14 protein-coding genes and 1 pseudogene are annotated in these 18,093 nt (G+C 39.6%); 7 read left to right on the forward strand and 8 right to left on the reverse strand.

Annotated elements, in window-relative coordinates; all coding sequences use genetic code 11:
• Positions 1 to 35: 35 nt before the first annotated feature.
• The 3 genes and pseudogenes from QNN06_RS03000 to QNN06_RS03010 form a co-directional block, all read right to left on the reverse strand.
• Positions 36 to 433: pseudogene (locus QNN06_RS03000) on the reverse strand (MarR family winged helix-turn-helix transcriptional regulator).
• Positions 434 to 512: 79 nt separating this feature from the next.
• The gene (locus QNN06_RS03005) at positions 513 to 1,361 is read right to left on the reverse strand and encodes an alpha/beta fold hydrolase (RefSeq protein ID WP_213118858.1); all 849 of its coding nucleotides are present in this window, start codon (positions 1,359 to 1,361) and stop codon (positions 513 to 515) included.
• A gap of 416 nt (positions 1,362 to 1,777) precedes the next feature.
• A complete protein-coding gene (locus QNN06_RS03010; RefSeq protein WP_284036936.1) occupies positions 1,778 to 2,311 on the reverse strand; it encodes a CueP family metal-binding protein in 534 nt (177 codons plus the stop codon).
• Between the two features lie 241 nt (positions 2,312 to 2,552).
• On the opposite strand from QNN06_RS03010, the gene QNN06_RS03015 reads away from it, so the two are divergent.
• Positions 2,553 to 3,278: a 3-ketoacyl-ACP reductase gene (locus QNN06_RS03015; protein WP_213118856.1), complete on the forward strand. Its 726-nt coding sequence runs from the start codon at positions 2,553 to 2,555 to the stop codon at positions 3,276 to 3,278.
• Positions 3,279 to 3,390: 112 nt separating this feature from the next.
• Here QNN06_RS03015 and QNN06_RS03020 read toward each other — a convergent pair whose 3' ends face one another.
• The gene (locus QNN06_RS03020) at positions 3,391 to 3,603 is read right to left on the reverse strand and encodes a hypothetical protein (protein ID WP_213118855.1); all 213 of its coding nucleotides are present in this window, start codon (positions 3,601 to 3,603) and stop codon (positions 3,391 to 3,393) included.
• Positions 3,604 to 4,085: 482 nt separating this feature from the next.
• Here QNN06_RS03020 and QNN06_RS03025 point away from each other — a divergent pair, with 482 nt between their 5' ends.
• Together QNN06_RS03025 and QNN06_RS03030 are read left to right on the forward strand one after the other, a co-directional pair.
• Positions 4,086 to 6,440, forward strand: coding sequence for an ABC transporter permease (locus QNN06_RS03025; RefSeq protein ID WP_284036937.1), 2,355 nt, complete (start codon positions 4,086 to 4,088; stop codon positions 6,438 to 6,440).
• A 13-nt stretch (positions 6,441 to 6,453) separates the two neighbouring features.
• Entirely contained in the window at positions 6,454 to 7,221 is a 768-nt protein-coding gene (locus QNN06_RS03030) for an ABC transporter ATP-binding protein (protein ID WP_284036938.1), read from the forward strand.
• An 847-nt stretch (positions 7,222 to 8,068) separates the two neighbouring features.
• On the opposite strand, the gene QNN06_RS03035 is transcribed toward QNN06_RS03030, so the two are convergent.
• Together QNN06_RS03035 and QNN06_RS03040 are read right to left on the reverse strand one after the other, a co-directional pair.
• On the reverse strand, positions 8,069 to 9,211 hold the full coding sequence (locus tag QNN06_RS03035) for a glycosyltransferase family 4 protein (RefSeq protein WP_213118852.1): 1,143 nt from the start codon (positions 9,209 to 9,211) through the stop codon (positions 8,069 to 8,071).
• A complete protein-coding gene (locus QNN06_RS03040) occupies positions 9,189 to 10,568 on the reverse strand; it encodes a UDP-glucose dehydrogenase family protein (RefSeq protein ID WP_284036939.1) in 1,380 nt (459 codons plus the stop codon). Before QNN06_RS03040 ends, QNN06_RS03035 begins: the two co-directional genes overlap by 23 nt.
• 1,106 nt (positions 10,569 to 11,674) lie before the next feature.
• On the opposite strand from QNN06_RS03040, the gene QNN06_RS03045 reads away from it, so the two are divergent.
• Entirely contained in the window at positions 11,675 to 12,580 is a 906-nt protein-coding gene (locus QNN06_RS03045; RefSeq protein WP_213118850.1) for a hypothetical protein, read from the forward strand.
• Between the two features lie 39 nt (positions 12,581 to 12,619).
• Positions 12,620 to 13,945: a hypothetical protein gene (locus QNN06_RS03050; protein ID WP_284036940.1), complete on the forward strand. Its 1,326-nt coding sequence runs from the start codon at positions 12,620 to 12,622 to the stop codon at positions 13,943 to 13,945.
• A 147-nt stretch (positions 13,946 to 14,092) separates the two neighbouring features.
• On the opposite strand, the gene QNN06_RS03055 is transcribed toward QNN06_RS03050, so the two are convergent.
• The gene (locus QNN06_RS03055) at positions 14,093 to 14,686 is read right to left on the reverse strand and encodes a TetR/AcrR family transcriptional regulator (protein WP_284036941.1); all 594 of its coding nucleotides are present in this window, start codon (positions 14,684 to 14,686) and stop codon (positions 14,093 to 14,095) included.
• Between the two features lie 32 nt (positions 14,687 to 14,718).
• Entirely contained in the window at positions 14,719 to 15,633 is a 915-nt protein-coding gene (locus QNN06_RS03060) for an SDR family NAD(P)-dependent oxidoreductase (RefSeq protein ID WP_284036942.1), read from the reverse strand.
• 419 nt (positions 15,634 to 16,052) lie between these two features.
• Between QNN06_RS03060 and QNN06_RS03065 the strand changes: the two genes are divergently transcribed.
• The gene (locus QNN06_RS03065; RefSeq protein WP_284036943.1) at positions 16,053 to 16,550 is read left to right on the forward strand and encodes a DinB family protein; all 498 of its coding nucleotides are present in this window, start codon (positions 16,053 to 16,055) and stop codon (positions 16,548 to 16,550) included.
• Positions 16,551 to 16,803: 253 nt separating this feature from the next.
• Positions 16,804 to 18,084 (forward strand): serine hydrolase domain-containing protein, encoded by a 1,281-nt coding sequence (locus QNN06_RS03070; RefSeq protein ID WP_284036944.1) that lies wholly within the window; start codon positions 16,804 to 16,806, stop codon positions 18,082 to 18,084.
• Positions 18,085 to 18,093 lie beyond the last annotated feature (9 nt).

Here is an 18,093-nt window from a genome sequence, read left to right on the forward strand (position 1 = left end):
TTGGACCATAAGAACCGTCTGTAATTTCATTTCTACTAATAAAATAGTTTTGTCTGAAGAATATCTAGAGCGCGATCGATATCTTCTAAATCTTCTTTCGAAGCATTTTGTATTCGGTTTTGGAAACGGGATTCTACACATGCAAAGGCTTCGTTCAAATGATTTCTCCATCTTTAGAGAGACGAATGTATTGTTTTCGTCGATCCAGTGTATCACTTATCTTTTCAATTAGATTTTTTTCGCTTAACTTTTTCACCTCACGACTAGTATTTGGCATCGATATGTGTTGACAATCACTGATATCACTAAGGGTAACTGGCTGATTGACGGTTATATATTCGAGAATGTTGTATTGAACTTGAGTGATGGAATCAGATTTGGCGTTTTGGATTAATTCATGTGTCACGCGATGAACGGAAGTTGTAAAAGACACACATTTAAAAAAAAGAGCTTTTTAAATGAGCAGGTTTATTTTGGCCTGCTCATTTCCTGTTTTATAAAAAAATATTAATCTACTCCGCCAGAAAATCCAGTACCTCCGGAAGTGCAGCATGGGACGTTTCAATATGACTAAGGTTATGGAATCGTCTTAAGGCGGCCCCCGGAATTTTTTCCGCAAGGTACTCTGCATGTGAGATCGGCACGGATTCATCAGCGTCGCTGTGCCAAAACTGAACAGGAGTACGAATATCTTCGAAGCTCACATTCCAAGGCTGGCCGAAGCAGCGGTAATCGTCTATCATCCCGTATGGACTTTTCGTACTTTCAACGATCATTTGGATGAAAGCATCGGGGATCTCTGCCGGTATTTGCTCATTCGACTGGGCCAGCAATTCTTTAATGAACCCAACAGGGTCTGCTTGGGCATCCTTGGCAAAGGTAACAATGGCTTCAGAGTCTCCCATGGCACCCTTAAGGAAGGCTTTTTCCTCATCGCTAATATTTTCGAAAAAATTAGGAAGGTAAACAGGTCCAACCCCGGCTGATATAGCTGCTTTCGTGACACGATGAGGTAGGCGTTGACAGCAGGAAAGGACAAAGGGAGCTCCACCAGATCCGCCAAAAACAGCGAACTGCTCCAATCCAATGCGATCAGCAAAAAATTTTGTATCCTCCACAACGTTATCGATGGTTCGACCAGGTTGAGGAGTAGAAAGACCATAACCGGATCTCTCCATCACAAAAATCCGGAAGGGCTTTGCCGATGGATTCTGTCCCATCTGTTCCAACCGACTAAAGGCTCCCAAAATCCGTGCCCCAGGTGTTCCGTGCATTGCAATAATCGGAAACCCGTCTTGTTGCCCGTATTCTGCATACCCTAATCGTCTTCCGTCCGGCAGCTTCATCGTGTTTTCAATCATATTCCAGCCCCTTATCCTGAATTTATTGTCTAGACGCTTACTTTGTAAAAGGCGATTCCTATTATAAAAAATATTAGAATCCAGTAAAAATAGACCAGTTTAATGATGATAGAATCCTGTATTAAGTCTTCAAAGGTACCAGTGTTTTTTTCTTGGATAAATCTATAGGTAACATAATTTACGATAAAAAATTCATCCCTTAAAAAGTCGTCTTCGAAGAGGATGTTTCGAGCATACTTGCCAAGATGTATGCAATCTCCTGATCGGAACTGGCAGATGTAGTAAGCGCCATGAAGGTCCAGAAAATGGCTGGGTATCAAGAGGGATTGTTGGAACAGCTGGTGGGAGAAATAAAATTAGGGGTCAGTCCCCCGTCGCTTTAAAGCTTCAGCTGAGCGATGGACTGACCCCTTTTTCTAAAATAACTGTATGTCAGTAATACAAGTGGCGTCATTTTCAAATGTGGAAATCTTTGATTCTGCCTTTTTTCCATTATGTGAAATCTTAATCTGATAGGTTTTATCGCGTGGGAGCCAAAAATCGATAAATCCGTTCGATTGTGATGTAACGGTTTTGTCTACGACCACGTTTCCATCACTGTCTTCCATATATACATCAAACTTTTCATTTGCTAGTTCACCTTGACAACCTGTCAAGCTATGATTCGTTCAAGGATGAGTTTGATTTGTATAAGGTGCAATCGACACGAAAAAATCGTCCTTCGGCAAATCATAACTGGTTTCTTTTCCAGACTTGTCCGTAACAATAAGTTGTTGAGAGGTAATGGATGCATTTTCGGCTTTTAATTTCCGTGCGCTGTAATCGCTAACCATTTCCTTAACGTTACTCGGCTTCTCTTTTTCAGCGGCCACTTGATCCTGGCTATTTCCAGAACAAGCAGCCAACAAACTAGAAGCCAATAATAGCGCTGTGATAAGTTTCAACTTCATGGTATGGATTCACCTCCGGCTATTTACTATACCCTAGTATACTATATAAAATTCTTGTTCTCCGCTTTTTCCAGACTTATTCACAATTTATTCAGATTTGTATCAAAATACTAACGAGGGCACCTCACACTTGTCGGATGAACTCTTCCTTCTTAAATCCACGATTTATAAGTTTTGGGAGCATATTGTTAGAATCATTTTCTCAAAATAATATAATGAGATGTGGAAGGAGTTGTTGAAGTTGGCACAATCATTAACAGGAAAAGTAGCTTTCATCACTGGTGCTGGAAGAGGCATTGGCAAAGCCGCAGCCTTGGCTTTAGCGAATGAAGGTGTAAACATCGGTTTGCTTGCCAGAACAGAAGCTGAATTGAAGAAGGTCGTAAGTGAAGTAGAAGGTTTAGGAGTGAAAGCAGCTTACGCGACAGTGGATATTGCATCTCAAGAAGACGTAGACCAAGCTGTGGAAAAATTGACAGCAGAGCTGGGAACAGCTGATATTCTGATTAACAATGCAGGCATTGGAAAATTTGCCACACTTTTAGAGATGGACCCGCAGGAATGGAAGCAAATTATTGATGTCAACTTGATGGGGACTTATTATGTAACGCGTGCGGTCCTTCCGCAATTAATAGAAAAAAATCGTGGTGACATTATCAATATTTCGTCTACAAATGGATTAAACGGGGCTGCCACATCCAGTGCGTACAGTGCATCCAAATTTGGGGTTATTGGTTTAACGGAATCATTGGCACAGGAAGTCAGAAGAAACAATATCCGCGTTACCGCCTTAACCCCGAGCACAGTGGCTACTGAACTAGCTGTAAAAACAAACCTAATCGCAGAAAACAATGATGAAAAATATATGCAGCCGGAAGACATTGCTGAGTTTATCGTTGCTCAATTAAAATTGCATCCACGCATTTATGTAAAAACAGCAGGCATGCTGGCGACGAACCCATTCTAATCTTTTGGTGCAATCTAAAGGGGCTAGCTCATAATGGAATAATTCTGTATAAAGCTTTCTTTTAAAAATATAAGAAAAAACAGCGGGGGGCTGACTCCCGCTGCTCTGTGACTTATAGCCGACCTCTTAACTCTTCAATCTCAGCATAATCCAAATTTGTAGCTCTTGAAATTAACTCAATTGGTAATCCTTCTTTTAATAAGTTAAGAGCAATTTTCTTTTGGGCTTCGAGTTCTCCCTCCTGAATTCCCTTTTCCCTCCATGAATTAGGCAGTTTCAAGACTTGTTCCGCTTCATCTTTATCCAATTGCTTAATTTCTTCCATAAGACACTTCTCCTCACTTTCATTCAATTTTAAATACGTTTCAAAAAATCCATTTATCAATTCCGTTTTCGCGGGATTTAATTCCATTTTGACTAACAACCGTAAAAATTCCTTTTTACCTGGACTTTCTCTTTTTCACTCCCCTTTGGAAGCATGGGGACGGTTCTCGTGCCTCATTTTTAATTTGTATTATGTTTAAAAGATTTGATTATTTTCTAATAATCTTACTTAGTCATCTTTCTAATATAGGGCTGTGGACTTAGTAAGTAATTAGGCTCCAGCAGGTTAATTTTATTAATATCATTTTGTATGATTACTTTAGCGGGAAGGAAAATAATTCCACGTTAATTCTACTAAGAAGACAGCGTGTAGTGATATTATGAATCAAAAAACTGGATGGAAATGATTCCTCCGAACAACTGACAAAGATGGATAGAGACAAGGATAAAAAATGTTATCGGATGCAGGAAGGAGGAAAAATTTTGTTTTTAAAAATAGTCAAAAATGATTTCCTAAGAAACAAAATTGTATCAATAACAGTCTTTGTATTTATCACGATGTCCGTTATTTTGACAGCTAGTGCCATCAATAACATTGCCAATCTGATTCAGTCGATGTCAGCTCTTCAGGAGCGTGCAGTACCAGCTGACATTACGATGATGCATGCCGGAGAATATGACCAGGCAGAGATTGACCAATTTACGGAACAATACCGTGACTATATTGCGATGCAGGAGACGATGGTGCTTCAGAATATTGATGGAAGCAATATTCATTTTGGCCAAAATCAAACGTTGGCAGGAACGATACAGGATATTTCCTTTGTTGTACAGAATCAGAAATTTGATTTTATCTTGGATCTGGATAATGAAAAGCTGGATGTAAAGGAGGGTTTCGTAGCCGTTCCCATCTATTTCATGGAGCAACATGACCTAAAAATAGGTGATACGATTAAGTTGAAAAGCGGAAGGTATGAGAGAGAGTTTGTCATTTCAGATTATGCAAGAGATTTTGAGATGAACTCTTCCCTTACTTCTTCTAAACGTTTTGTGATCAATCAAAATGACTATGATGAAATGCTTGAAATGCGGGCTGGGGAACTGGAATATTTGATTGAATTCAAATTGGATGAAAATGGGGATGCTGCTGCTGTTCAGACTGCCTATAACGAAGCGGGTCTCCCGGCAAACGGCCCTATCATCGAAGGAAAAATATTTACGTTGTTTAATGCCATGTCAGATATGGCCGTTGCGATTGTCATTATTTTTATCAGCAGTTTGCTCATTGTGATTGCTACTCTCTGTATCAGACTTACATTTCTGGCAACGATTGATGAAGATATTAGAGAAATCGGTATTATGAAAGCAATGGGGATACCCAAAAAAGATATAAAAAAGGTCTATCTGAACAAATACAGAGTCATCTCAGCAGCAGCCGGTCTGATTGGTTATCTGATGTCCTTTGCAGCGGTAAATCTGTTAAACAGTAACATGAGGCTTTATTTATCTTCCGATTTTTCAGGAAGCTTAAAATATGTACTATCGCTAATAGCTCCATTACTTGTCTATTTCATGATTGTGATGTACTGCCAGAAAATATTGAAAAGAATCGATAAAATTTCTGCGGTGGAAGCTTTAAGGAGAGATTTTACGGAGCCTGGAAAGAGCCGAAAATACAGTTTTTCGCTGCTTAAGAACAAATTCATCAGCACCAATATTTACATCGGACTTAGGGATGTAGGGAAACGATACAAATTATACAGACTGCTGTTTGTTATTTTTATCGTATGTACGTTTATTGTCATACTCCCCTTAAACATTTTTAACACTATGAACTCCCCTGAGTTTTCCACATATATGGGAATAGGAAAATCCGACATGAGAATCGATCTTCGAAGGACCGATCGTATTACAGAAGATTTTAAAAAACTGCAGGAAGAGTTGAAAAATGATAATGATGTTGAAAAGTTTGCAACCTACATCACAAGTTCCTACCCAGTTCAAAATGCGGAAGGTTCTTGGAACTATCTTAATATTGAAACCGGAGATTTTTCCGTATTTCCATTAAAATATTTGGAAGGCAGAGCACCTGAGAGGGAAGGAGAAATCTCGCTTTCCTTTGCCAATGCTGGAAAAGATGGATTAAACAAGAAAGTAGGAGAGGAAGTAACAGTCAGGGTTGGCGGGGAAGAACAGACTTTATCAGTCACGGGTATTTATCAGGATATTACAAATGGGGGAAAAACAGCAAAGGCGCATACGAGTCTTGGGGTAAATAAAGAGGCCATTCTTTGGTACATTGTGAGCATGGATATGGCTCCGGGCGTTGATAAACGCATGAAAATGGACTACTACCAGAGTACGTACGATTCTGCGCAGGTAAATGATATTAAGGAGTATACCTATCAGACTCTTGGAAATCTCATTGAACAGATGAGCACGGTGGTGATAGGCGGAATCGCAATCGCCCTCATCATAGCTGTATTGATCACTTCATTATTCCTGCGAATGCTATTATCAAAGGATATGTCTCAGATCGCCATCATGCGAAGTGTGGGATTAACGTCCAAGCAAATTAGTCATCAATATATGGCAGGAACGATGATGGTCCTGGTAGTGGGAATTATACTTGGCGTTCTGGTTTCGAATTATTTAGGGGAGTTTCTTGTAAGTACGGCCATGTCTTATATGGGAGCGGCCAAAATTGAATTTGTCGATATTATATGGCAGACCTGGCTGCTTTGTCCGCTAGCGTTGATGATAGCCGTTGGATTGACGATATTTGAGTGCTGTAAGGTAGCCGAAAAAGATGATTTATCTGTCGTATTAAGAAGTTAAGGAGAAATATAATATGACTAATATAATAGAAGCAAGAAGTGTATACAAAAAAGTAGCATTAGGAAATGAGAATGAGCTTCATATCTTGAGGGATGTCAACCTGGATATAGAAGAAGGTGAATTCGTATCGGTCATGGGACCGTCCGGAAGCGGGAAATCCACACTGCTGTACAATGTAAGCGGAATGGATCGAATTTCTTCCGGCAGTGTGAAATTTAAAGGCAGTGAAATCAGCAGCATGAAAGAAGAAGAACTGGCCCAGCTCCGTTTGAAAAATATGGGATTTATCTTTCAGGATATTAATCTATTAAAAAATTTATCATTGATTGACAATGTGATGTTTCCTGCACTTGTCTCAAAAGATGCGGATAAAAATATGGTCTATGAAAAGGCAAAAAAGCTAATGGAAATGACAGGAATTGAAAAGGTTGCCGATCATACTATCACCCAAGGCTCTGGTGGACAGCTGCAGAGAGTTGGCATCTGCAGAGCATTGATAAATAATCCGGATATCATATTTGGAGACGAACCGACCGGAGCATTAGATTCCAAATCTACAGAAGAGATTATGACCATTCTTGCAGAGATTAATAAAAAAGGGACAACCGTAATGCTCGTAACTCATGATGTAAAGGTGGCAGCAAAAACCGAAAGAATACTGTTTATGGTAGATGGAACAATTGTTGCACAGAAGAAAATGAGTAAATACAATGCACAGCATGACAATATTAAGAAAAGAGAAGAAAGCATAATGAAATGGTTAGTGGAAAATGGGTTTTGAGGCATGGGGAGGCATGGGGACGGTTCTCATGCCTCATTTTTGTCGAAAGACATAAATTGGTGAATGAGAACCGTCCGAGACCGCTGAAAACACACCTTACCTTGCCTTCTTAAAGACAAACTGCCTTGGGTGAAGGCAAAAATGTCTTTAATAAGCTATCTATTTTGCCCATGAACGCAAAAGATGTATCGCACCGGTAAAAATAAGCCAGCTATTTTGCCCGCGAGCCCAAGAAAAGAAGGGCACCGGTAAAAATAAGCCAGCTATTTTGCCCGTGAGCTCAAGAAAAGAAGCGGACCGGTAAAAATAAGCCAGCTATTTTGCCCGCGAGCCCAAGAAAAGAAGGGCACCGGTAAAAATAAGCCAGCTATTTTGCCCGTGAGCTCAAGAAAAGAAGAACACCGGTAAAAATAAGCCAGCTATTTTGCCCGTGAGCTCAAGAAAAGAAGCTGACTGGTAAAAATAAGCCAGTTATTTTGCCCGTGAGCCCAAGAAAAGAAGTGGACCGGTAAAAAATAAGCCAGTTATTGTGCCCGTGAGCCCAAGAAAAGAAGCGGACCGGTAAAAATAAGCCAGTTATTTTGCCCGTAAGCCCAAGAAAAGGAGCGCACCGGTAAAAATAAGCCAGCTATTTTGCCCGTGAACCCAAGAAAACAAGCGGACCGGTAAAAATAAGCCAGCTATTTTGCCCGTGAACCCAAGAAAAGAAGCGCATCGGTAAAAATAAGCCAGCTATTTTGCCCGTGAGCCCATGAAAAGTCGCGCTCCAGCTTCTTAGAATCATTTTTCAGTGGTCTTGAACCGTCCCCGTGTACCTTTTTATTACACATTATCCTTCTGTCTTATCTTAAGCATATTTCCGTTCGTTCTGTTCATCTATAACCTTTGTGTATTGCCAAATTAGATCTTCAAAAATTCTGTTCCAACTTTGTGTTAGGGCATAATTTCTACAGGCTATCCCCATTTGCTTTCTAAGTGGAATATTATCTATTAGGTGAATAATGGCTTTTGTAAATTCCTCCACATTACCCGGGGGGCATAAAATTCCGATTTCACCAGATTTAATGATATTCTTTACGCCACCCGAATTCGCTCCGATGACGGGAATGCCACTAGCAAGTGCTTCAAGAACAACATTTCCGAATGTTTCAGTCGAAGAGGGGAAAACAAATAGGTCAGATGCAGAATAGGCTTGGGCCAAATTTTCCCCATTTAGGTATCCTGTAAAGATTACGTTATTTGGTGCTTGAGCTTCGAGTTTTTCACGTAATGGGCCATCCCCAACAATTAACCACTGTATTTTTTCATTTAATTCCGCGGGAATAGATTTTGCGACCGCAAGAAGTGTTTCCAGATCCTTTTCTGGCGCTAGCCTGCCAACGTAAGTAAGCAGGAACTTTCCTTCAGACTTGTAGAGACTTTTGACCTCAGCGGTATCATAATGAGGGTGGAAAAGCTTACAGTCTACGCCTCTAGGAAAAATCTCTAAATTGGTAAACCCTTGCTGTTTTAGTTGCTGGTACGTATCAATGGAGGGAACAAACAATTTTTCACATGGTCGATGGAACCAATGCATATATTTCCAAGTGATTTTTGAAAGATAGGGCATACCGTAGTACTGTAAGTAACGATCGAAATTGGTGTGATAGGAGCCAACAAGAGGAATGTTTAATTTCTTTGCAAGATAAACACCGCAAAGTCCAATGGAAAAGGGAGTGGCAACATGGATTAAATCAGGGGAAAAATCCTGGATTGTTGACTTGATTTCGAAAAGATTTGGTACAGCTAAGCGACATTCTGGATATAAGAAAAAGGGCAGGCTCTTAAATCGATGAATAGGGCAGGATTGATCTTCTTCTACCGTGGAAGTTGGGGCAAAGACTTTAAAGGTAATTTTTTGCTCAGCTAAATAATTTGTCAATCGTTTAAGGGTTTGGGCAACTCCATTGATGTCGGGATAAAATGTATCAGTGAAAATGGCAATCTTCATATGATCCCTCCTCCTTAAAATGCAGTATTTTTTTATCATCTATCAGACTATCTTTAAAAATACAGCGCCTTCCTATTGATAGATAAGTAAGCGAATGCTTTTGAATTTCCTTAAGTGAATAGCAATTTCGCCCGTCGATTATGATCGGGTCTTTCATAAAGGATGGATATACTTCAAGTGGGGCATTTTTGATTTGTGCCCAATCAGTTGCAATAATCGCCAATTCGGCTTCGTGAAGAGCAAATCTAAGATCATATGCGTATTCAATCGTATCGCCTAAAACGCGCTGTGCATTTGGGATAGCTGCCGGATCATAAGCTCTGACAATGGCCCCTTCTGTAAGTAGTTCGTTTACAATCCTAAGGGAAGCTGAACCACGAATATCATCAGTCTCAGGCTTGAATGCTAATCCAAGCAAAGCTACTTTTTTACCTTGTAACGAGCCTATGGCTTCTTTTGCCATCAAAACAGGCAATGATTGTTGAAAGTTATTTACGTTAATGACAGCCGCTAGTAAATCGAAATGATGTTCAACACCACTGGCAATTCCTAAAAGTGCTTTTGTATCTTTCGGGAAACAAGAACCCCCATAACCAATGCCTGCTTTAAGAAAGTCTGGACCAATCCGTTTATCATGACCAATTCCAAAAGCCACTTCTTCAATATCAGCCCCTACTTTTTGGCAAATGTTAGCGATCTCGTTGATAAAGCTAATTTTCGTTGCCAAAAAGGCGTTGGATGCATACTTTATCATTTCTGCGCTTCTAATATCTGTTATTATGACGGGGATGTCTAAGGACTGGTAAACTTTTTTCAAAATCGAAGCTGCCTCAAGATTATCGGTACCAATCACAATACGGTCGCCATGGAAAAAATCATGAACTGCTGAGCCTTCCCGGAGAAATTCAGGATTTGCGACCACTTCGGCCCGAAGCGTCGGGGCCTTTTGATTTTCGATAATTTGTTTAATTAAGTTGTTTGTTCCAACTGGCACAGTGCTTTTTGTGCAAATAATGACGTCATTTTCAATAAAGTGAGCTATTTGTTGGGCAACCTCATGGATATATTTTAGTTCTACTGAACCTCCGGATTTCTCAGGCGTCCCAACGGCAATAAAAATGATTTCTGTATTTGAATAGGCAAGATGAGGGTCAACTGTAAAGACCAGTTTTCCGTTTTGAAGATTTTTTGCCAAGAGATGACGAAGCCCTGGCTCGTAGATTTGCAAACGATTGTTTTGAAGCAAGTCAATTTTCTCTTTTTGAATGTCTATGCATGTGACTTGATGCCCTAATTCAGCCAAACCCGCACTAGTAACCAATCCCACATATCCTGCTCCAGCAACGGTTATCTTCATCAAATCCCCCCTAAACTAGCTTCCTTATAATATATTAGGAAAATAAGTATTCTTTCTAAACCTAGTGTTAAAAGAATGTAAAGACTTCATTAAAGGGAGCGGTCCCTTTGCTAATTTCATTATGAGAGCAGGATTATCACAGGAGCAGTTAACAGATAAACTTGGTGTGTCTAGGCAGGACTGTAGAAGATGATAAATAAAAAGGAAAGGGGAAAGAGGAACTTTTAAAAAGGTTGTGTTAACGAACAGTTCGAATATGATTATGCAATATATATTGGGTGCTAACCTTTTATAAGGATCAGCTCCCAAGAATCACTGCATAATAGGGTGTTGCAGGAGTTTCAATCTATGAAAGATTGAAAGTAAAATTCATCTCCAATAAACCCCAAGATAACTAGAATTTAAGATTCTTTTCCATAAGTCTTCAATTTTCTGTTTTGTTGCAACAGCAAATCTAATCTACGAACAAGTATTTCCTTCTTTTTTTTCTTGTCTACCACTTTCCTTTTAAGATTTAATGACATATTTGCACCTCGGAAAATATAAAAAATTTAGATTTTTGATTATATAGACATATGTAAGTAAATGCAGGCCGATAGAAAAATCGTATTGGTTCTTAAGAAAGTTTCCTTTTTACTTCTTTTAGGGGGGATTAGCTCCTTGTCTTGCTTAGTGTAATCGGACTTTTTGCTTAACTCTTATATTATTCGACAAAATTCTTGTTTTTTTGTACTTCGTTTTTTAAAAATATCCTCTAAAGGGAATAGTCATTCCTAAATATTTCAAAAGTAACACCCCTTATTTCTTATCAAAATTATTTATACGGTAGGTAGAATGTCCTTTCAGAGGGATTGGGTCCGTATAAACTGGATTTTTCCTTCCAGTGATGGTGTAGTCCTATTAGCATTTTCCCTAGCACCCCAACAGTATAGGTACCAGAAACCTATTAACAAACGAAGCACAGAACTGTCCCCTGCTTCTTTCGAATCATTCTTGTGGGAGAAAAGAATCGTTTCTTGCAAATGGGCGAAAAAATGGTCAAAAAGTGTTTAAATATATCGAATGCTTTCTATGAAAATGTCGTTAAGAGGAAAGGGGGTGAGACAATGCACTTCCGCCATTTTCTAATACCAGCTCTTATGATGGGGGCAGCTCTATTCTTGCCAGGAAATGCTTTCGCTGAGAAGGGTGAACAAAATGGACCGTTACAGTCCAATAAAGAAATGGTACAAACTTCTGAAACATCGAAGAACTCAGCTGCACAAGCTAACGTTCCTTCAATTGCTGAAAGAGCTAAACCAATAGAAAAAACGGTGCAAGTACCTGAACAAGCTAAACAAAACAGCAAGGAAGCTAAATCACTTCCTTCCAAAGCTGCTCCTAAACCGGTCGCTTCCCCTCAACCTGCTAATGAAACGGCAAAAGCTTTGCCGGTGCAGGCCAAAGGAAATGGGTATGGTTTGTCAGACACAAAAAATGCTGGCAAAACCGTAAATACTCCAGGCCAGGAGAAAAAGGCAGCTGCTCAGGAAAAAGACAGCGGGTTTAAAACGGAACAACTACTTACATATGATATGACTGAAAATCCCCCTGATTATGAGGCAAAAGATAAAATCGAATCACCGTATTTGGTTTCTCGACTTCAGCCTCAAGAGGAAGAACCCAACATATCAAATAGTAATCCTGCGGTGAGTATTGAACCACCGTCGCCCGCTCCTGTAGAAAAGGACAAGGCTCCTTCAAGTAGGGAAGAGCTGCCTCCAGTCGATCAGGCAAGTAACCCAACACAGCGTTCAACTAATTCCGGCGGCTCATCAAATGATCGGGTTATCACGGGAATAGGAACCATTAGTTTGGTAGATAAGTGGTTTGAATGGAATAAGTACTTTGAAATGAGACTTGTCCAGCCGTTCCTTACTCGCGATGCATTACTGAATACCCAATGGGTGAATGCCCCGCCTTCACCACCGCCGCAAGCCGCTCCTTTTTTTAAAACCGTTAACCGCAGCTAAATGCCACGGCATACGAAAATTAAAGGAGCGAATAGGATAATGAAACATTATTTAAACACAAATAAAGTGATGAAATCTTTTGTATTAGCAGGAGCAGTATCGTTTGGAGTTTTCGCGGGAGCACATTTTACCGAGGCGGCAGGACCTGATAAGGCAAAACCACAACACACCGTTCAAGTAAAGGCTGAACAAAAAGTGAAGGTTAACGTGTCAAAACCTGCAGTTCCTGTAACACCAACTACTCCAGTTGTGAAGGAACAGCCGAAGGCACAACAAGCAGCCAAATCTCAAGCGAGTGTGCATGCCAGTGAAACGGCAAAAATGCATGCTAATCCGAACTCTGCAGTTCTCGGCAAGATTGGAAAAGTGGAAGAAACTACAGTACAAGAACCTACAGTACAAGAACCTGCTGCAGAAGAGCCAGTTATCGAGGAAGCTCCGGTACAAGAACCCGTTGCAGAAGAGCCGGTAATCGAGGAAGCTCCGGTACAAGAGCCAGTAGTAGAGCAAGGTACGGAATCCGAAGTGGAAGCAGAAGAGCCTGTAACAGCTGAAGATGAAGCGGCCGTTAAGGAAGATGTACAAGCAACAGATATTGCTTCTGAAGACGCTGCAGAGGATACCGAAAATGCCGACCAAGATTCTGATTCAAAGAAGGTCGATTATAATCACGAAGGTATCGTAACTTCGAAGAATGAAGAAGATGCAGATTCAGATGACGAAGACATAGACACAGACACAGACACAAATAAAGAACCTAAGGTCAATCCTTCAGCTGCCAATAAAATAAACTCACAAGCATACGAACATGCAAGTGATACCGCTAAAGCTCACGCGAATGCAAACGCAGCTGTCCATGCTTCTGGGGAAGTTTCCGAAGAAGCAGCAACTGAAGAAAAAGCTGAAGAAACAACTGAAGTTACAGTAGAGGACAATACCGAGGTTGTAGCAGATAAAACTACTGAAGATGCAGTTGAAGAGGATGCAGCCGTTGTAACTGATGAAGCTACTGAAGAAACAACTGATGCCACGGAAGAAGCTAATGCGGTTGTTGCAGAAGATGTTACTGTTGAGGCAGGAGCTGAAGAAGCAGTTAAAGTTGAAACAGAAGTCGTTACTGATGAAACTGCAGAAGTAACTGAAGAAGAAACAGTTGATACAGAAAAAGTAAACCCATCCCTATCAAACAAAGAAAAAGCACAGGCTAGCGTAAAAGCAAGCGCGCAAGCAAAAGCTGTCGCTGCTGCCAATTCAGCTGTACAAGCTGTAACTGTGGAAGATACGGAAACAGTTGTAACAGTTGAAGAAACCACAGACGATGTAGTTGCTGAAGATACAACTGTTGAAGCTGCAACAAAAGAATAATTTGTATGTTTAGGGGACTGTCCCACCGGCCAATCCCTGAAATACAAAAAAGGCCCGATTGCTCTAATCCAGTAGTCGGGCCTTTTTTACGTGCAAAACATTCGATTGGAGATAAATTCATCTTAATAGAAATAATCGTAAGAGGAGCTATTCTCTTATAAGTTTCATTAAAATATCTACATCCAGGACTTGATGACCCTCCTCATCCTTATTCGGGAGTAACATCAAACCGGAAAGGACCGAGAAGTAGAGCATCAAAAGCTTAGCAGGGTCGCCCGTACAAAATTCTCCCATTGCTTGCCCCTTTTTAAAAACGGGAATCAGCTGCTCAATGAAAGAGGGAATCGGGTATTGCCGAACAATTTCCTTTGCCTTGTTTGGGACTTCATCAGAGGTTTGTACTTGTTGTATGAGCATAAACGAATGTTTATTGCTTGTATCGAGCATTTTCTTGGTTAAATCTTTGATTTTTTCTACTGGAGAGCCCGACATATTCTCCAATGATGCAAAGGCCTCGGCGGTTTCTTCCATTGCATCCTTAACAAGGTCAATAAAAAGTTCATCCTTTGAATGGTAATATCGATAGGTAAGCCCCTGACTGATGCCTGCCTCCTTGGCGATCATGCTTATTTTCGTGCCAATAATTCCGCGTTTGGCAAATACTTTTAGAGCCGCTTTTTTTATTTGTTCCCTTCGTTCTTCACGGTTCTGGTCTAGTTGCTGCTCATTTAATGGAGGCATCTTCTTCACTCTTTTCTTTTTTCCAAATATATTTATCCATTCATCGATAACTTAACTTGTTCTTCACTAATGTTCCATAGTTTCCTAGCTAATTCTTTGTCAGTTGCCACTTCTGCAGGTTCCTTCTGTTGTCGGTCAACACAATATTTGCCGTTAAGATTTGAGATATCGTTTGTTTCTGCAAGCCAAACTAATGTATCTGCCCCCTTTTCTGGGGTACGGGAAAAAAGATTCATTACAGCCATAGTTGCCTTGGCCATCATTCCATTATTTTGATTAAAATTTGTTGCCACAAGTCCGGGATCGAAACAATGAACGGTGACATTTGTCCCTTCTAGATGACCCGCCAATTCAGATGTAAATAAGATATTGGCGAGCTTTGTCTGCGCGTAGCGTAGGGTCGGTCCCCCCATTATTTTTTTATAACCTCTATAAAGAACCTCCCCATTTACATCGGTAAAGTCAAAGCCGTCTTTTGCCATCTTATGGCCATGAGAAGCCGTATTAATCACCCGGGCGGAATCACTTTCCTTAAGTCGTTCTAAAAGTAGGGAGGTGAGCAGAAAAGGGGCTAAGTGGTTCACAGCCCAGGTCATTTCCACTCCTTCTTCTGTTTTCTGAAAGGTATCGAATAAAGCGCCTGCATTATTCACTAAAATATCAATTCTTGGACACCGTTCAAGAATTTCCGCTGCAACTAGGCGGATGGACTTTTGGGAGGATAGATCAGCAATAAATACATCTACATTAATTGGTTTGCTTGTTTGTGACTTTAATAGGTTTGAAATTTCTTCAGCTTTGCGGTGATTTCGAGCAATAATCCCTAGATTGGCACCGCGTGATGCCATTGCCTGTGCCGCTGCAAGGCCAATTCCGCTTGTGGCACCTGTAATCAATACATATTTGTCCTGTAAATCCCAGTCTTTTTTTGTAGTATTATTCGCCATTTTTTTGCTCTCCCTTTTTGAATGAACAATTCATTCATTTTTAAAATCAGTATATTTCACGACTTTGAAAAAAGTACCAATAATTTGGGGTGAGGTAAAATATTATAAATTGTAAGTTTAGCGCTTTTAAAAACTAATAAATAAAAAGGTTGGAAAAAACTACATTAATTATTAAATTTTGAGACTTATATATCAATCAAAAATATAATAATGAGTAAGGAGGAATTGATCTTCCATAATCGGGTGCATTCACTGAATAAGAGCTGCGCTCTTTTTTTTATGGGCCAGATGATTGAATTGTAAAATATTCTTTGATTAATAAGCCTTTGAGAGAAGCGAATAGTTAGCTGAACATGATACAATGAATATGAAAAACTTGTTTAAAGATGAAAGTTTTGCCAATTCAAGGAGGGAATGGAATGTTTACATCAGTAAATGATTTCTTAAACGAATGGAAACAAGAAGCAGCTGTTACCCAAAAAGTACTGGACGCACTGACAGATGAATCGTTGAATCAGGAAGTTTCACCAGGATTATACAGCATTGGAAGCCTGGCTTGGCACATTACTGGAGCAGTTTACTACTTTCCTTCACAGGTAGGATTAAAATTCGAGATTCCTGATCTTCAAAAAGAAGCACCAAAATCAGCCGCTGAAATTAGCGAGACCTATAAAACAGTAAGTCAGCGGTTAACACAAGCATTTCCTGAACAGGTTTCAGATGAAAATATGAACAAAATGGTGAATTTATTTGGAATGGACATGCCAGTTCAAGCTGTTTTCCGTCTGCTAATTCAACATCAGGCTCATCATCGCGGACAATTGACTGTCCTTATGAGACAAGCTGACTTGAAGGTTCCTGGCGTATATGGTCCTAGCAAAGAAGAATGGGAAGCAATGAATGCTCAAAAGAGCTAATATCGTAAATGATTTGCAAAAAAGCCGGCGCCTGCCGGTTTTTTGTACTTTCAGCAAATCCCTTAGTATAGTTGACTTTGTCGAAAAATACAATTTAAACGTAACAGATACTAGAATGATTGTACTATGTGAATGAGTACGGCAGTACTTTTTTTCATTTTAGGGGAGGGATAACATTTTTTCCTTCATTTAAAATAAAATGGATTAGATAATAATTTTCATTCACATTATTTTTAGAAATGAAGGAGGTAAAATGAAGAAGAAAACTACTAAGCTATTACTTATTGTCATTACAATTCCCTTGATAGGTTCAGTCCTTCTTGTATTAGTTTCCTCATTAATATTTTCTCCACCATATGTTTTTAGGACGATTGTAAATGGAAATTCGGATGTAATGGATTACAAAGTTTTCCCCGAGCGGATGATTCAAAAAAGCTCTCAGCCCTATAATTACAAATACAACCTGGATGAATCTCTAAAAGCCATGTCAATAGATTATATGTATAGAGGAAAGGGAAAATCAAAACCATTGGGCCTCTTTCTTCAGGAAACAAATACCACGTCTTTTATCATTGTCCACGATGATGAGGTGGTGATGGAAGAATACTACAACGGATATGACAAGGACATGGTTAATACATCCTTCTCAATGGCTAAGTCAATTGATTCGTTGTTAATTGGAATGGCGATTGAAGATGGTTATATTAAAAGCGTAAAACAGTCCATTGCTGATTATATAAGTGAGTTCAAAGGAACAAATATGGAGAGTATTACAATTGAAGATTTACTTATGATGCGTTCCAACATTAGCTACGAGGAAGGGAAAATTTGGTTTAGCGACGATGCTAAAACCTATTATATGCCTGATTTACGTAATTTAGCGTTGACCCATAATAATCTGACGACAAAATACCAAGGTAAATTCCATTATAACAACTATCATCCTTTATTACTGGGGATCATATTGGAGCGTAGTACAGGTAAACATGTATCGGAATATTTTGAAGAAAAGTTATGGAATAAAATCGGAGCTGAAAATGATGCTTCATGGAGTCTAGACAGTAAAAAAACAGGTTTTGAAAAGATGGAGAGCGGTATTAATTTCAAAGCTATTGATTTTGTAAAGATAGGCAGCATGTTACTTCATAGCGGAACGTGGAATGGGCAGCAAATACTAAATGAAATATGGGTAAAACAATCTACGCTAAGCGACTTCCCTTTAAATAATGATGAATATAAAGGTTCATTCTTAGAAAATAGTAATATAGGGTATAAATACATGTGGTATAGTACACCAAATAATAATGGCAGCTTAGACTTCTTTGCAATGGGAAAGTATGGACAGTACCTATATATGTCTCCGGAAAATAATCTTGTTATTTTACGTACGGGTATATCGGTGGGAAATGTAGATAGCTGGACAGATGTTTTTAAAGAAGTTTCTTTAAAACTAAGTCCCCATCTCATAAAAAAAGGTACTATTTTTAGCCAAAACCACACAAAAAACGCCCATCAATCTCAAGATGGGCGTTAAACTAATCCT

The sequence above is a fragment of the Neobacillus sp. 114 genome (genome assembly GCF_030127045.1).
In the GTDB taxonomy this organism is placed as follows: Bacteria; Bacillota; Bacilli; order Bacillales; family Cytobacillaceae; genus Neobacillus; species Neobacillus rhizophilus.

What these genes read in the sequence shown, in the direction of transcription:
- QNN06_RS03005 (WP_213118858.1), bottom strand. Translation starts at nt 1,361, where the DNA reads ATGATTGAAAACACGATGAAGCTGCCGGACGGAAGACGATTAGGGTAT.
- QNN06_RS03020 (WP_213118855.1), bottom strand. Translation starts at nt 3,603, where the DNA reads ATGGAAGAAATTAAGCAATTGGATAAAGATGAAGCGGAACAAGTCTTG.
- QNN06_RS03030 (WP_284036938.1), top strand. Translation starts at nt 6,454, where the DNA reads ATGACTAATATAATAGAAGCAAGAAGTGTATACAAAAAAGTAGCATTA.
- QNN06_RS03035 (WP_213118852.1), bottom strand. Translation starts at nt 9,211, where the DNA reads ATGAAGATTGCCATTTTCACTGATACATTTTATCCCGACATCAATGGA.
- QNN06_RS03040 (WP_284036939.1), bottom strand. Translation starts at nt 10,568, where the DNA reads ATGAAGATAACCGTTGCTGGAGCAGGATATGTGGGATTGGTTACTAGT.
- QNN06_RS03045 (WP_213118850.1), top strand. Translation starts at nt 11,675, where the DNA reads ATGCACTTCCGCCATTTTCTAATACCAGCTCTTATGATGGGGGCAGCT.
- QNN06_RS03050 (WP_284036940.1), top strand. Translation starts at nt 12,620, where the DNA reads ATGAAACATTATTTAAACACAAATAAAGTGATGAAATCTTTTGTATTA.
- QNN06_RS03055 (WP_284036941.1), bottom strand. Translation starts at nt 14,686, where the DNA reads ATGCCTCCATTAAATGAGCAGCAACTAGACCAGAACCGTGAAGAACGA.
- QNN06_RS03060 (WP_284036942.1), bottom strand. Translation starts at nt 15,633, where the DNA reads ATGGCGAATAATACTACAAAAAAAGACTGGGATTTACAGGACAAATAT.
- QNN06_RS03065 (WP_284036943.1), top strand. Translation starts at nt 16,053, where the DNA reads ATGTTTACATCAGTAAATGATTTCTTAAACGAATGGAAACAAGAAGCA.
- QNN06_RS03070 (WP_284036944.1), top strand. Translation starts at nt 16,804, where the DNA reads ATGAAGAAGAAAACTACTAAGCTATTACTTATTGTCATTACAATTCCC.